We start from the raw sequence: 13,937 nt of genomic DNA on the forward strand, positions 1-13,937 counted from the left end.
TTACTTCTTAGCGCCGAGCACGAATTTCGTGCGGGCGATGTCACGCCGAACGCGGCGCAGCTGGTGCGGCTGGGTGAGCTGACCGGAGCCTTTCTGCATGCGCAGATTGAACTGCTCCTTGCGAAGGTCCAGCAGATCCTGCTTGAGCTCGTCCGCCGACTTCTGGTTGATATCTTTGCTGGCCATTACATCACCGCCCTGGAGACGAACTGAGTCTGCACGGACAGCTTGGCTGCCGCCAGGCGGAACGCTTCGCGTGCCGTCGTCTCGTCGACACCTTCGATTTCATAAAGCATGCGGCCAGGCTGGATCGGGGCGACCCAGAACTCGACGCTACCCTTACCCGCACCCATTCGAACTTCGATGGGCTTACGGGTGATCGGCTTGTCCGGGAACACGCGGATCCAGAGCTTGCCGCCACGCTTGACGAAGCGCGTGATGCAACGACGGGCCGCTTCGATCTGACGTGCGGTCAGCTGACCGTGCGTCGTCGCCTTGAGGCCGTACTCGCCGAAGCTCACGAGGTTGGAATTGAATGCAAGGCCGTCATTACGACCCTTATGCATCTTGCGGTACTTGGTACGCTTAGGTTGCAACATGGCAACACTCCTTACTTGGCCGTCCGCTCGCGGCGGTTTTCACCACCATCGCGGCGCGACTGCTGAGGCTGCTGTTCTTCCTTCGACTCGGCGGTAGCTGCTGCCAGATCGAAGATCTCGCCCTTATAGACCCATACCTTGACACCGATGATGCCGTACTGGGTCTTGGCTTCGGCGGTGCCATAGTCGATATCCGCACGCAGCGTGTGCAGCGGAACGCGACCTTCACGGGACCACTCGGAGCGGGCGATCTCGGCGCCATTCAGACGGCCGGAGACGTTGATCTTGATGCCCAGGGCACCGAGGCGCATCGCGTTGCCGACCGAGCGCTTCATCGCGCGGCGGAACATGATGCGACGCTCGAGCTGCTGAGCAATCGATTCGGCAACAAGCTGGGCGTCGAGCTCCGGCTTACGGACTTCGCTGACGTTGATGTGCGTCGGAACGCCCATCATGTCGGTGACTTCCTTACGCAGCTTCTCGATGTCCTCGCCCTTCTTGCCGATCACCACGCCCGGACGGGCGGTGTGAATCGTCACGCGGGCGGTCTTGGCCGGACGCTCGATCTGGATCTTCGAGATACCGGCAGCGGCGAGCTTCTTGCGGAGCATCTCGCGGACCTTGAGGTCAGCTGCGAGATAGACCGCATATTCGCCCTTATTGGCGTACCACTTCGAGTTCCAATCCTTGGCAATGCCGAGGCGGATACCGGTGGGATGTACTTTATGACCCATCGTGTCTTACCCCAGTCAGTTGCCAACAACCACAGTAACGTGGCTGGTGCGCTTCAGGATGCGCGAACCGCGGCCTTTGGCGCGGGCGTACATACGCTTCATCGCCGGACCTTCGTCTACGAAGATACGGACGACCTTCAGCTCGTCCACGTCGGCGCCGAGATTGTTTTCGGCGTTGGCGACGGCGGAGAGCAGCACCTTGCGAACAAGGTGAGCGGCCTTCTTGTTGGTAAAGGCGAGCACGTCGCTGGCTCGGCCCACGGGCATACCGCGGACCAGGTCAGCCACCAGGCGTGCCTTCTGCGCCGAAATGCGGGCGCTGCGCAGGATCGCTTTGGCTTCAGTGCTCATCACTTGCCCTTCTTGTCGCCGGCGTGGCCCTTGTACGTGCGGGTCACCGCGAACTCGCCGAGCTTGTGCCCGACCATGTTCTCGTTGATCAACACAGGCACGTGCTGGCGGCCGTTGTGGATGGCGATGGTCAGACCGACCATCTCCGGCAGGATCATCGAACGACGCGACCAGGTCTTGATCGGACGCTTGTTATTGGCGGAAACGGCGGCTTCCACCTTTTTCACGAGGTGCAGGTCGACGAACGGACCTTTTTTTAGAGAGCGCGGCATGATCGTTTCCTAATTACTTGCGACGACGCACGATGAACTGCTGGGTGCGCTTGTTGTTACGCGTCTTGTAACCCTTGGTCGGGGTACCCCACGGGCTGACCGGGTGACGGCCGCCAGAGGTCTTACCTTCACCACCGCCATGCGGATGGTCGACCGGGTTCATCACCACGCCGCGAACCGTCGGACGGATACCCGCCCAGCGCTTCTTACCGGCCTTGCCGAGCTTGCGCAGGCTGTGCTCCGAGTTGCCGACTTCACCAATGGTGGCGCGGCATTCAACCGGGACGCGACGCATTTCGCCGGAGCGAAGACGCAGCGTTGCATAACCCTGCTCACGAGCGACCAGCTGGACCGATGCACCGGCGGAACGCGCAATCTGCGCACCCTTGCCCGGCTTCATCTCGATGCAGTGGATCGTCGAACCGACCGGGATCGAACGAAGCGGCAGGCAGTTGCCCGGCTTGATCGGGGAGTCGGAGCCCGACACGAGACGGTCACCCACCGCCACGCCCTTCGGCGCGATGATGTAGCGGCGCTCGCCATCGGCGTAGCACAGCAGCGCGATATGCGCGGTGCGGTTCGGGTCGTATTCAAGACGCTCGACAACGGCGGCAATGCCTTCCTTGTCGCGCTTGAAATCGATGATGCGGTATGCCTGCTTATGACCGCCGCCGCGATGACGCGTGGTGATGCGACCGTAGTGGTTGCGGCCACCCGTCTTCGACTGCGATTCGGTCAGGGGCGCGTAAGGTGCGCCCTTGTGCAGACCTTCGGTCCGCACGCTGACAGCGTCGCGGCGTCCCGGGGAGGTCGGCTTGTGAGTGATCAGTGCCATCTCAATTCAACTCCTGGCTCAGGCCTTGGCCGACACGTCGATCGTGTGACCGTCGGCGAGGCGCACGTAGGCCTTGCGCTTGCCCTGGCGGTTGCCAGTGCGAAAGCGGAACGACTTGACCTTGCCCTTTGTGTTCACGAGGTTCACGTCCACGACTTTGACGTCGAAGAGATGTTCCACCGCTGCACGGACATCGGCCTTGGTCGCCTCAGGCGCCACGACGAAAACGTACTGGTTGTTCTCAGCAAGGCGAGCCGACTTCTCAGAGATGTGCGGCGCGCGAAGCGTATTGAGCGTGCGTTCAGTGCTCATGCGAGCCACTCCTCGACTTTCTTGACCGCGTCCACCGTCATGACGACGAAGTCGCTACCGACGAGGCTGACCGGATTCAGGGCCAGAACGTCGACGACGTGGATGTACGGAATATTGCGAGCGGACAGGTAGAGCGCTTCGGTGGCATCTTCCGACACCAGCAGCACACGACCCTTGACTTCGAGCTGGGCCAGCTTGGCGATCATGCCCTTGGTGCTCGGGCCTTCGATCGAAAGCTCGGGTACAACCTTCAGGCGACCCTGGCGGGTCAGCTCGGCAACGATCGAACGGATCGCCACACGATAAGCCTTGCGGTTGACCTTCTGCTCGAAGCTACGCGGCTTCGCTGCGAACGTCCTACCACCACCGACGAAGATCGGAGCGCGGTAATCGCCGTGGCGAGCACCGCCGCCCTTCTGCTTCTTGAACTTCTTGGTCGTACCGGACATCTGACCGCGAGACAGCTGAGCCTTCGTACCGGCACGGCCAGCCGCCTGATAGGCGGTGACAACCTGGTGCACGAGGGCCTTCTTGTACTCGCCGCCGAACACTTCGTCCGACACGGTGAGCGCCTTGGCGCCAATAACGTTGAGTTCCATGGCGTCTCTCCTCAGCCCTTGGTCGTCGGACGAATCACGACGTCACCGCCCGGCGCGCCAGGGACTGCGCCCTTGACTGCGATCAGGTGGCGCTCGGCGTCGACCTTGACAACTTCGAGACCCTGCTGGGTGCGGTTGACCGCGCCCATGTGGCCCGACATCTTCTTACCAGGAAACACGCGACCCGGCGTCTGGCGCTGACCGATCGAGCCAGGGGCGCGATGCGACAGCGAGTTACCGTGAGTAGCATCGCCCATCTTGAAATGGTGACGCTTGATGGTGCCCTGGAAACCCTTACCCTTCGACACGCCTGCGACGTCGACCGTCTGACCGACGGTGAACACGTCGTCAGCCTTGATCTCGGTGCCGATCGCGTACTTGCCTGCGTCTTCCGCGGACACGCGGAATTCCCACAGGCCGCGACCCGGCTCAACCTTGGCCTTGGCGTAATGACCCTTTGCGGGGCCCGTCAGCAGCGACGCGCGCTTGACGCCGGTCGTAACCTGCACCGCGCTGTAGCCGTCGTTTTCTTCGGTCTTCACCTGCGTCACACGATTCGGGGTCGCTTCAATCAGCGTCACCGGAATCGAGCGGCCGTCTTCGGTGAAGAGCCGGCTCATGCCGCATTTGCGGCCAACTAGTCCGATACTCATCTTCGTATCCTTTATTCCGCTCAGCCGAGCTTGATCTGCACGTCAACGCCAGCCGCAAGATCGAGCTTCATGAGCGCGTCCACGGTTTTGTCGTTGGGGTCGATGATGTCAAGAACGCGCTTGTGAGTACGGGTTTCGTACTGGTCGCGGGCATCTTTATCGACGTGCGGCGACACCAGAATGGTGTAGCGCTCAATCTTGGTCGGCAGGGGGATCGGGCCGAGGACCGTAGCGCCGGTGCGCTTGGCCGTCTCGACGATCTCGCTGGCCGAACGATCGATCAGACGATGATCGAACGCCTTGAGCCGAATGCGAATCTTTTGGTTCGCCATAAAAACCGTGTCCTGTTATCGAAAGAACGTTCTTGTGATTCGGAATGGCTTCTCGCCACCCCGCACAACCCAATTACCTAACTACGGGTGCTGCAACGGGCCACTCTGGAACGGCAAAAACCGCCCGGAACGACCCGAAAAGTTCAGGCAGACCGAGTTATCGGCCTGCCCAGACAGAAAAGTATAGAATACACAACGAATTGGGTCAACAGAGCTTCCGCCCCGTGGCCCGTTGGCACCCTACCCGGCATCCTTGCCTGCGAACTCGAAGCACATTCCGTGCACCTCATTTCGCTGTGTGTCGGCGCCCTTGAAGGGCACTCGACGTATATAACCCGACGAATATATCGGATCCAGGGAAAAAAGGGAAGCTTTTTCCATCAGGAAATGTCGGAGCCGATTCATCGGCGAAAAGCCAACGAAGCGGAATAGCCCCACCCTGCCCTGCCCGTTATCTAGGACCAGCTTCAGGGGCGATAGCCAGGTCGCTGCAACCCCATCGCCGGCATAGCCGGCTCCCACAAAAAAACGGAGGCCCGAAGGCCTCCGTTTTTCGATACCTGGGCAGGTCACCCTGCCCTGGCGATCGTTCTTACTTGTTGATCTTTGCCACGACGCCGGCGCCGACGGTACGACCGCCTTCACGGATCGCGAAACGCAGGCCTTCGTCCATGGCGATCGGGAAGCCCAGCGTGACGTTGATCTTCACGTTGTCACCCGGCATCACCATCTCGACGCCTTCCGGCAGCTTGATCGAACCGGTCACGTCCGTGGTACGGAAGTAGAACTGCGGACGATAGTTGCTGAAGAACGGCGTGTGACGGCCACCCTCGTCCTTCGACAGGATGTACACCTCACCCTCGAACTCGGTGTGCGGCGTGACCGAACCCGGCTTGGCCAGAACCTGGCCACGCTCGACGTCTTCACGCTTCAGACCGCGGACCAGCACGCCGACGTTGTCACCGGCCTGACCCTGATCGAGCAGCTTGCGGAACATTTCCACGCCCGTGACCGTCGTGGTCTGGGTGTCCTTCAGACCGATCACTTCGGCCGGGTCACCCACCTTGACGATACCGCGCTCGACACGACCGGTCAGCACCGTACCGCGACCGGAGATCGAGAACACGTCTTCGACCGGCAGCAGGAACGGCTTGTCGATGTCACGCTCCGGCTGCGGGATCCAGCTGTCCAGCGCGTCCACCAGCTTGATGATCGACGGCACGCCGATTTCCGACTGGTCGCCATCAAGAGCAAGACGGGCCGAACCGTGGATGATCGGGGTGTCGTCGCCCGGGAACTCGTACTTCGACAGCAGTTCGCGGACTTCCATCTCGACCAGCTCGAGCAGCTCGGCGTCGTCCACCATGTCGGCCTTGTTCAGGAACACGACGATGTACGGCACGCCAACCTGGCGCGACAGCAGGATGTGCTCGCGCGTCTGCGGCATCGGGCCGTCAGCGGCCGAGCACACCAGGATCGCGCCGTCCATCTGCGCCGCACCGGTGATCATGTTCTTGACGTAGTCAGCATGTCCCGGGCAATCGACGTGGCCGTAGTGGCGCATCGGCGATTCATATTCAACGTGGGCGGTCGAGATCGTGATGCCGCGTGCCTTCTCTTCCGGCGCAGCGTCGATCGAACCGTAGTCCTTGAATTCACCGCCGAAACGCTCGGCACCGATCTTCGTCAGTGCAGCCGTCAGCGTGGTCTTGCCGTGATCGACGTGACCGATGGTGCCGACGTTGACGTGCGGCTTCTTGCGCTCGAACTTACCCTTTGCCATGACCTGAAACCTCGAAAAAAAACGTTATAAGTTTAAGAGAAGAAGCCCTTATCAGGACCTCTTCATGACCTCATCGGCGACATTGCTGGGCGCCGGATCGTAATGGTCGAATTCCATGGTGAACGTGGCGCGACCCTGCGACAGCGAACGAATCGTGGTCGCGTAACCGAACATTTCACCAAGCGGAATCATCGCATTGATCGTATTGCCCGACGGCGTTTCTTCCTGACCGGTCAGCATGCCGCGACGGCGCGAAATATCGCCCATCACGTCACCGACATAGTCAGGCGGCGTCACAACTTCGACCTTCATGATCGGCTCGAGCAGTACCGGCTTGGCCTTCGCAAAGCCCTGCTTGAACGCCATCGACGAGGCGAGCTTGAACGCCATTTCCGACGAATCGACGTCATGGTACGAACCGAAGACGAGCTTCACCTTCACGCCGACGACCGGGAAGCCCGCGAGCGGACCGCTGGTGATCGTCTCGCGCAAGCCCTTTTCGACCGACGGAATGAATTCCTTCGGAATCACGCCACCGGAGATGTCGTTGATGAAAAGGAAATCGTCCTTGATCGTGAGCTTCGGATCGGCACGATCGGCATCGGTGATCGGCGACAGTTCGATCACGACGTGACCGTACTGACCCTTACCACCGGACTGCTTGGCGTGCTTGTAGTCCGACTTGACGTCCTGCAGCGTAATCGTTTCGCGATAAGCCACCTGCGGCTTGCCGACGTTGGCTTCGACGTTGAACTCGCGACGCATGCGGTCCACCAGGATGTCCAGGTGAAGCTCGCCCATGCCCGAGATGATCGTCTGACCCGACTCTTCGTCCGTCTTGACGCGGAACGACGGATCTTCCGCGGCCAGACGGCCGAGGGCGACACCCATCTTTTCCTGGTCCGACTTGGTCTTCGGCTCGACCGCCATCGAGATCACCGGCTCCGGGAACGTCATGCGCTCCAGGGTGATGATGTGGTCCTGCGCGCAGAGCGTGTCACCGGTCGTGACGTCCTTGAGGCCGACCGCAGCAGCGATATCGCCAGCGCGGACTTCCTTCAGTTCGTGACGCTCGTTGGCGTGCATCTGCAGCATGCGGCCGATGCGCTCCTTCTTCGACTTGACCGGGTTGTACACCGGGTCACCAGCGTTCAGCGTGCCCGAATAGACACGGAAGAACGTCAGCGCACCGACGAACGGATCGGTCATGATCTTGAACGCCAGCGCCGAGAACGGAGCGTCATCCTTTGCTTCGCGGGTGTCCGGCTGCTCGTTCTCGTCGATACCTTCGACCGGCGGACGGTCGAGCGGCGACGGCAGCAGGTTGACCACCGCGTCGAGCATGGCCTGGACGCCCTTGTTCTTAAAGGCGGTACCGCACAACACCGGAATGATCTCGCTGCGCAGGGTGCGCAGACGCAGACCTTCAATGATCTCGAGCTCGGTCAGCTCTTCGCCACCGAGGTACTTGTCCATGTACGCTTCCGTCGCTTCCGCGGCGGCTTCGATCATTGCCGTACGTGCCGTCGTAGCCTTCTCGAGCAGCTCAGCCGGAATCTCCTTGTACTCGAACTTCATGCCCTGGGACTCCATGTCCCAGTTGATTGCCTTCATCTTGAGGAGGTCGATAACGCCGTCGAAGTTGTCTTCGGCACCGATCGGCACCTGCATCGGCACCGGGTTGGCGCCAAGGCGAGCCTTCAGCTGGTCGACGACCTTGTAGAAGTTCGCGCCCGTGCGGTCCATCTTATTGACGAACGCAATGCGCGGAACCTTGTACCGGTTGGCCTGACGCCAGACAGTCTCGGACTGCGGCTGCACACCACCCACGGCACAGAGCACGAACACCGCACCGTCGAGCACGCGGAGCGAACGCTCCACTTCGATGGTGAAGTCGACGTGTCCCGGGGTGTCGATGATGTTGAAGCGGTGCTCGGGCAGCGAACGATCCATGCCCTTCCAGAATGCCGTCGTGGCAGCGGAAGTGATGGTGATGCCGCGCTCCTGCTCCTGCTCCATCCAGTCCATCGTCGCCGCACCGTCATGCACCTCGCCAATCTTATGACTGACGCCGGTGTAGAACAGGATGCGCTCCGTGGTCGTGGTCTTGCCGGCATCGATGTGAGCCATGATGCCGAAGTTGCGGTAGCGCTCGATGGGAGTGGTGCGTGCCACGGTCTTTCCTCAATCTGAAGCTGTAGTAATTACCAGCGGTAATGCGAGAAGGCCTTGTTGGCCTCTGCCATACGATGCGTTTCTTCGCGCTTCTTGACAGCGCCGCCACGGGATTCCGAGGCTTCGAGCAGTTCGGCGGCCAGCTTGCGCGGCATGGACGTCTCGCCGCGCTTGCGCGCCGCGTCGATCACCCAGCGCATGGCAAGCGCCATACGACGGCCCGGACGGACTTCGACCGGCACCTGGTACGTAGCACCGCCAACGCGACGCGACTTCACCTCGACGGCCGGGGCGATGTTTGCCAGGGCCTTCTCGACGAGCTGCACCGGCTCACCATGCTTTTCGCTGATGTGCTGGAGGGCGCCGTACACAATGGATTCGGCAACGGACTTCTTACCGGACTTCATCACCATATTGATGAAGCGGGCAATCAGCTGGCTTCCGTGCTTCGGGTCCGGGAGGACCACACGGGCGGGATGGGAACCTTTACGCGACATAATTCTTGTCCTTTGCTCAGCTCTTCGGGCGCTTGGCGCCGTACTTCGAGCGCGACTTGCGACGCTTGGTCACGCCGGCGCAGTCGAGACTGCCGCGAACCGTGTGGTAACGCACACCGGGGAGATCCTTGACGCGACCGCCACGGATCAGGACCACCGAGTGCTCCTGGAGATTATGACCTTCGCCACCGATGTAGCTGATGACTTCGAAACCGTTGGTGAGGCGCACCTTGGCAACCTTACGCAGCGCCGAGTTCGGCTTCTTCGGGGTGGTCGTGTAAACGCGCGTGCAGACGCCGCGACGCTGCGGGCTGCTCTGCAGGGCCGGCGACGCGCTCTTGTACGCCTTCGGGCTGCGGGCTTTGCGAACCAACTGGTTGACTGTCGTCATGCGAAGCTATTCCTGAGAAACATAAAGGCAGACCGAATGATCGGCCCGCCAGATAAGCGTTGTTGACGTGCGCAGCCCGCAAAGCGGGTTGGCGCCCATCGTCCGTGATTCCGAACACGAGGCGCTTCCTTGCGCCTCATTTCGTATGTAACAAGCAAAACCCGTGGAGGGCCTTACTCGGCGCTATCGTTGGACCCGGCGGAGGCCTCTTCGAACGTGACAGCCGGGGTCGAAACCGAGAGGGTTTCGAGCTCCGAGGCCGTCAGACCGCCCTGGCTACGACGCGAAGCGTGGTATGCCAGACCCGTACCCGCAGGGATTAGCCGTCCAACAATAACATTTTCCTTGAGGCCGCGCAACGTGTCGCGGGTGCCACGAACCGCCGCTTCCGTAAGGACGCGGGTGGTTTCCTGGAACGATGCCGCCGAAATGAACGACTCGGTGGCCAGCGACGCCTTGGTGATACCCAGCAGGATCGACTCGAACCCGGCCCGACGCTCGCCCCGCTTCTCGGCGCGATCGTTTTCCTCGTTGATCCGGACGCGCTCGATCTGCTCACCGCGCAGGTAGGTGCTGTCACCCGCCTCGGTGATCTCGACCTTGCGCAGCATCTGGCGAATGATCGCTTCGATGTGCTTGTCGTTGATCTTCACGCCCTGCAGGCGGTAGACGTCCTGGATTTCCTTGACCAGGTACGAGGCCAGCGGCTCGACACCCAGCAGGCGCAGGATGTCATGCGGATTCGGCTCGCCGTCGACGACGGTCTCGCCCTTCTCCACGTGCTCGCCTTCGAAGACGATGACCTGACGCCACTTGGGAATCAGCTCCTCGTGCTCGTTGCCGTCTACATCCTTGATGATCAGGCGCTGCTTACCCTTGGTGTCCTTGCCGAAGCTGACGATACCCGAACGCTCCGCGAGGATCGCCGGCTCCTTCGGCTTGCGGGCTTCGAACAGGTCGGCCACGCGCGGCAGACCACCCGTGATGTCGCGGGTCTTCGAGGTTTCCTGCGGGATACGGGCGACAACGTCACCCACGCCCACTTCGGTACCGTTCTGGATCGACACGATCGCGCCGGCCGGCAGGAAGTACTGGGCCGCGATATCCGTACCCGGCAGCTTGAGCTCACGGCCCTTGCTGTCTTCCAGGCGGACGATCGGGCGCAGATCCTTGGCCTGCGTACCACGACGCTTCGGATCGGTGACCACCGCCGACTCGAGGCCGGTGAGTTCATCGGTCTGCGACTGCACGGTGATGCCGTCGATGAAGTCGATGAAGCGCACCACGCCCGCCACTTCCGTGACGATCGGGTGGGTATGCGGATCCCAGTTGGCCACGGTCTGGCCGGACTTCACCGGGTCGCCATCCTTCACGGCGATGGTGGCGCCATAAGGCACCTTGTAACGCTCGCGCTCGCGACCGTTCGAGTCGATGACGCTGACTTCGCCCGAACGCGAGACCGCGACCAGGTGACCCTGGTTGTGCTCGACCGACTTCAGGTTGTTGAACTTCAGCGCACCGGTCGTACGGATCGTGACGTTGTCGACTGCCGCCGCACGAGACGCCGCACCACCGATGTGGAACGTACGCATCGTCAGCTGGGTACCCGGCTCACCGATCGACTGAGCGGCGACCACACCCACGGCCTCACCCATGTTGACCAGGTGACCGCGAGCAAGGTCGCGGCCGTAGCACAGGGCACATACGCCATGGCTGGCGCGGCAGGTGATCGGCGAACGCACCTTGATCAGCTGCACGCTGGCCTTGTCGAGCTTGTCGACCAGGTATTCGTCGAGCAGGGTGTCGCGGGTCACGATGGCCTGGTCGTCGTCGCCCGGGGCGTAGACGTCCTCGACCACGACGCGACCGAGCACGCGATCGCGCAACGGCTCGACCACGTCACCGCCTTCGACGATCGGAGACATCATGACGCCGTCTTCGGTGCCGCAATCGTGCTCGGTGATGACCACGTCCTGCGCCACGTCGACCAGACGACGCGTGAGGTAACCCGAGTTCGCCGTCTTCAGCGCCGTATCCGCGAGACCCTTACGGGCACCGTGGGTGGAGTTGAAGTACTGCAGGACGTTCAGGCCTTCACGGAAGTTCGCCTTGATGGGCGTCTCGATGATGGAGCCGTCCGGACGAGCCATCAGGCCACGCATACCCGCCAGCTGACGAATCTGGGCCGCGCTACCACGCGCACCGGAGTCCGCCATGATGTACAGCGAGTTCATGGACTTCTGGTTGACCAGCTTGCCATCGGCGTCCATGACCTTCTCGGTACCGATGCCGTCGATCATCGCCTTGGCGACGAGTTCGTTGGTACGGGACCAGATGTCGACGACCTTGTTGTAGCGCTCGCCGGCGGTCACGAGACCCGACTGGTACTGCTCCTGGATCTCGACGACTTCCTTCTCGGCTTCCTCGAGGATGCCCTTCTTCTCAGCCGGGATCTTCATGTCATCGATACCGATGGAGATACCGGCGCGCGTCGCGAAACGGAAGCCGGTGTACATCAGCTTGTCGGCGAACACGACCGATTCCTTCAGACCGAGCAGACGATAGCTCTGGTTGATCAGGCGCGAGATGTTCTTCTTGGTCAGCTCGGTATTGACCAGCGCGAACGGCAGGCCCTCCGGGATGATTTCCATCAGCAGGGCACGGCCAACCGTCGTATCGACGATGGCGGTACGCGAGGAGGTTGCACCCTCTTCGTCCTGCTCGGTGATGTGGATGCGGACCTTGACCTTGGCGTGCAGTTCGACGGCGCGGTTGTCGTACGCACGACGCACTTCGGCAACGTTCGCGAACACCATGCCGGCGCCCTTGACGTTGATCAGTTCGCGGGTCATGTAGTACAGGCCGAGCACGACGTCCTGCGACGGCACGATGATCGGCTCGCCGTTCGCCGGCGACAGGATGTTGTTCGACGACATCATCAGCGCGCGGGCTTCGAGCTGTGCCTCGATCGACAGCGGCACGTGCACGGCCATCTGGTCACCGTCGAAGTCGGCGTTGAATGCCGTACACACGAGCGGATGCAGCTGGATCGCCTTGCCTTCGATGAGGACCGGCTCGAACGCCTGGATACCCAGGCGATGCAGGGTCGGGGCACGGTTGAGCATGACCGGATGTTCGCGGATCACGTCTTCCAGGATGTCCCACACCTGAGCCTCTTCGCGCTCGACGAGCTTCTTCGCGGCCTTGATGGTCGTGGCTTCACCACGAGCCTGCAGCTTGGCGAAGATGAAGGGCTTGAACAGCTCGAGCGCCATCTTCTTCGGCAGGCCGCACTGGTGCAGGCGCAGCGTCGGGCCGACCACGATGACCGAACGGCCGGAGTAGTCGACGCGCTTGCCGAGCAGGTTCTGACGGAAGCGACCCTGCTTGCCCTTGATCATGTCGGCCAGCGACTTCAGCGCGCGCTTGTTCGTGCCGGTGATGGCACGACCGCGACGGCCGTTGTCGAGCAGCGCATCGACCGATTCCTGCAGCATGCGCTTCTCGTTGCGGACGATGATGTCCGGCGCAGCGAGTTCGAGCAGGCGCTTCAGGCGGTTGTTACGGTTGATGACGCGGCGGTACAGGTCGTTGAGGTCGGAGGTCGCAAAGCGACCGCCGTCCAGCGGCACGAGCGGACGCAGGTCCGGCGGCAGCACGGGAAGGACGGTCATGACCATCCATTCCGGCTTGTTGCCAGACTCGAGGAACGCCTCGATCAGCTTCACGCGCTTGGTGAGGCGCTTCAGCTTGGTCTCGGAATTGGTCGCCGTGATCTCTTCCTTAAGGCGAATGACTTCGCCCGGCAGGTCGAGGCTCTTCAGCAGCTCGTAGACGGCCTCGGCACCCATGCGGGCATCGAACTCGTCGCCGTGCTCTTCGGTCGCTTCCAGGTACTGGTCTTCGCTGAGCAGCTGGCCGCGCTCGAGCGCGGTCAGGCCTGGATCGATCACGACGAACGCTTCGAAGTACAGGATGCGCTCGATGTCACGCAGCGTCATATCCAGCATGAGGCCGATGCGCGAAGGCAGCGACTTCAGGAACCAGATGTGCGCGGTCGGGCTGGCCAGCTCGATGTGGCCCATGCGCTCGCGACGGACCTTGGCCAGGGTGACCTCGGTGCCGCACTTCTCGCAGACCACACCACGGTGCTTCATGCGCTTGTACTTGCCGCACAGGCACTCGTAGTCCTTGATCGGGCCAAAGATGGCCGCGCAGAACAGACCGTCACGCTCAGGCTTGAACGTGCGGTAGTTGATGGTTTCCGGCTTCTTGACTTCACCGTACGACCACGAACGGATCAGCTCCGGCGAAGCCAGAGCGATCTTGATCGCGTCGAAGTCCAGCGTCTGTCGCTGCTGGTTGAACAGATTGAGCAGGTCTTTCATGCGTAATCTCCGGTAG

Annotated in this window: 15 protein-coding genes; all 15 read right to left on the bottom strand. The window is 61.7% G+C overall.

What is annotated here, in order from left to right; translation table 11 throughout:
- Positions 1-186 carry a 50S ribosomal protein L29 gene (gene rpmC / locus HB634_RS21140; protein ID WP_046967249.1) on the bottom strand — a complete coding sequence of 62 codons (186 nt, stop codon included), beginning with the start codon at positions 184-186 and terminating at the stop codon, positions 1-3.
- On the bottom strand, positions 186-599 hold the full coding sequence (gene rplP / locus HB634_RS21145; protein ID WP_046967250.1) for a 50S ribosomal protein L16: 414 nt from the start codon (positions 597-599) through the stop codon (positions 186-188). The genes rpmC and rplP overlap by 1 nt, the downstream gene beginning before the upstream one ends.
- A gap of 11 nt (positions 600-610) precedes the next feature.
- Entirely contained in the window at positions 611-1,333 is a 723-nt protein-coding gene (gene rpsC, locus HB634_RS21150; protein ID WP_063570882.1) for a 30S ribosomal protein S3, read from the bottom strand.
- A 15-nt stretch (positions 1,334-1,348) separates the two neighbouring features.
- Positions 1,349-1,684 carry a 50S ribosomal protein L22 gene (gene rplV, locus HB634_RS21155; RefSeq protein ID WP_046967252.1) on the bottom strand — a complete coding sequence of 112 codons (336 nt, stop codon included), beginning with the start codon at positions 1,682-1,684 and terminating at the stop codon, positions 1,349-1,351.
- Positions 1,684-1,956, bottom strand: coding sequence for a 30S ribosomal protein S19 (gene rpsS, locus HB634_RS21160; protein WP_029213892.1), 273 nt, complete (start codon positions 1,954-1,956; stop codon positions 1,684-1,686). Before rpsS ends, rplV begins: the two co-directional genes overlap by 1 nt.
- Before the next feature lie 13 nt (positions 1,957-1,969).
- On the bottom strand, positions 1,970-2,791 hold the full coding sequence (rplB, locus tag HB634_RS21165; RefSeq protein WP_046967253.1) for a 50S ribosomal protein L2: 822 nt from the start codon (positions 2,789-2,791) through the stop codon (positions 1,970-1,972).
- Positions 2,792-2,809: 18 nt separating this feature from the next.
- Positions 2,810-3,103 (bottom strand): 50S ribosomal protein L23, encoded by a 294-nt coding sequence (gene rplW, locus HB634_RS21170; protein WP_046967254.1) that lies wholly within the window; start codon positions 3,101-3,103, stop codon positions 2,810-2,812.
- Positions 3,100-3,702, bottom strand: coding sequence for a 50S ribosomal protein L4 (rplD, locus tag HB634_RS21175; RefSeq protein ID WP_063570881.1), 603 nt, complete (start codon positions 3,700-3,702; stop codon positions 3,100-3,102). The genes rplW and rplD overlap by 4 nt, the downstream gene beginning before the upstream one ends.
- 11 nt (positions 3,703-3,713) lie before the next feature.
- Positions 3,714-4,355: a 50S ribosomal protein L3 gene (rplC, locus tag HB634_RS21180; RefSeq protein ID WP_063570880.1), complete on the bottom strand. Its 642-nt coding sequence runs from the start codon at positions 4,353-4,355 to the stop codon at positions 3,714-3,716.
- A gap of 20 nt (positions 4,356-4,375) precedes the next feature.
- Complete coding sequence (gene rpsJ / locus HB634_RS21185) at positions 4,376-4,687, bottom strand: 30S ribosomal protein S10 (RefSeq protein ID WP_036140140.1); 312 nt, start codon at positions 4,685-4,687, stop codon at positions 4,376-4,378.
- A gap of 592 nt (positions 4,688-5,279) precedes the next feature.
- Positions 5,280-6,470, bottom strand: coding sequence for an elongation factor Tu (tuf, locus tag HB634_RS21190; RefSeq protein ID WP_063570535.1), 1,191 nt, complete (start codon positions 6,468-6,470; stop codon positions 5,280-5,282).
- Positions 6,471-6,521: 51 nt separating this feature from the next.
- A complete protein-coding gene (gene fusA / locus HB634_RS21195; protein ID WP_213950021.1) occupies positions 6,522-8,645 on the bottom strand; it encodes an elongation factor G in 2,124 nt (707 codons plus the stop codon).
- Positions 8,646-8,674: 29 nt separating this feature from the next.
- Entirely contained in the window at positions 8,675-9,142 is a 468-nt protein-coding gene (rpsG, locus tag HB634_RS21200; RefSeq protein WP_063570528.1) for a 30S ribosomal protein S7, read from the bottom strand.
- A 16-nt stretch (positions 9,143-9,158) separates the two neighbouring features.
- Positions 9,159-9,533, bottom strand: coding sequence for a 30S ribosomal protein S12 (rpsL, locus tag HB634_RS21205; protein ID WP_046969520.1), 375 nt, complete (start codon positions 9,531-9,533; stop codon positions 9,159-9,161).
- A 173-nt stretch (positions 9,534-9,706) separates the two neighbouring features.
- The gene (gene rpoC, locus HB634_RS21210) at positions 9,707-13,921 is read right to left on the bottom strand and encodes a DNA-directed RNA polymerase subunit beta' (RefSeq protein WP_063570529.1); all 4,215 of its coding nucleotides are present in this window, start codon (positions 13,919-13,921) and stop codon (positions 9,707-9,709) included.
- Between the last annotated feature and the right edge of the window lie 16 nt (positions 13,922-13,937).

The sequence above is a fragment of the Luteibacter sp. dw_328 genome (assembly GCF_018449605.1).
Classification (GTDB): Bacteria; Pseudomonadota; Gammaproteobacteria; order Xanthomonadales; family Rhodanobacteraceae; genus Luteibacter.

Coding starts and splice junctions, on each gene's coding strand:
- rplB (WP_046967253.1), bottom strand. CDS start 2,791: ATGGCACTGATCACTCACAAGCCGACCTCCCCGGGACGCCGCGACGCT.
- rplD (WP_063570881.1), bottom strand. CDS start 3,702: ATGGAACTCAACGTTATTGGCGCCAAGGCGCTCACCGTGTCGGACGAA.
- rpsS (WP_029213892.1), bottom strand. CDS start 1,956: ATGCCGCGCTCTCTAAAAAAAGGTCCGTTCGTCGACCTGCACCTCGTG.
- tuf (WP_063570535.1), bottom strand. CDS start 6,470: ATGGCAAAGGGTAAGTTCGAGCGCAAGAAGCCGCACGTCAACGTCGGC.
- rpsG (WP_063570528.1), bottom strand. CDS start 9,142: ATGTCGCGTAAAGGTTCCCATCCCGCCCGTGTGGTCCTCCCGGACCCG.
- rpsC (WP_063570882.1), bottom strand. CDS start 1,333: ATGGGTCATAAAGTACATCCCACCGGTATCCGCCTCGGCATTGCCAAG.
- rpmC (WP_046967249.1), bottom strand. CDS start 186: ATGGCCAGCAAAGATATCAACCAGAAGTCGGCGGACGAGCTCAAGCAG.
- rplV (WP_046967252.1), bottom strand. CDS start 1,684: ATGAGCACTGAAGCCAAAGCGATCCTGCGCAGCGCCCGCATTTCGGCG.
- rplC (WP_063570880.1), bottom strand. CDS start 4,355: ATGAGTATCGGACTAGTTGGCCGCAAATGCGGCATGAGCCGGCTCTTC.
- rpsL (WP_046969520.1), bottom strand. CDS start 9,533: ATGACGACAGTCAACCAGTTGGTTCGCAAAGCCCGCAGCCCGAAGGCG.
- rplP (WP_046967250.1), bottom strand. CDS start 599: ATGTTGCAACCTAAGCGTACCAAGTACCGCAAGATGCATAAGGGTCGT.
- rpsJ (WP_036140140.1), bottom strand. CDS start 4,687: ATGGCGAACCAAAAGATTCGCATTCGGCTCAAGGCGTTCGATCATCGT.
- rplW (WP_046967254.1), bottom strand. CDS start 3,103: ATGAGCACTGAACGCACGCTCAATACGCTTCGCGCGCCGCACATCTCT.
- rpoC (WP_063570529.1), bottom strand. CDS start 13,921: ATGAAAGACCTGCTCAATCTGTTCAACCAGCAGCGACAGACGCTGGAC.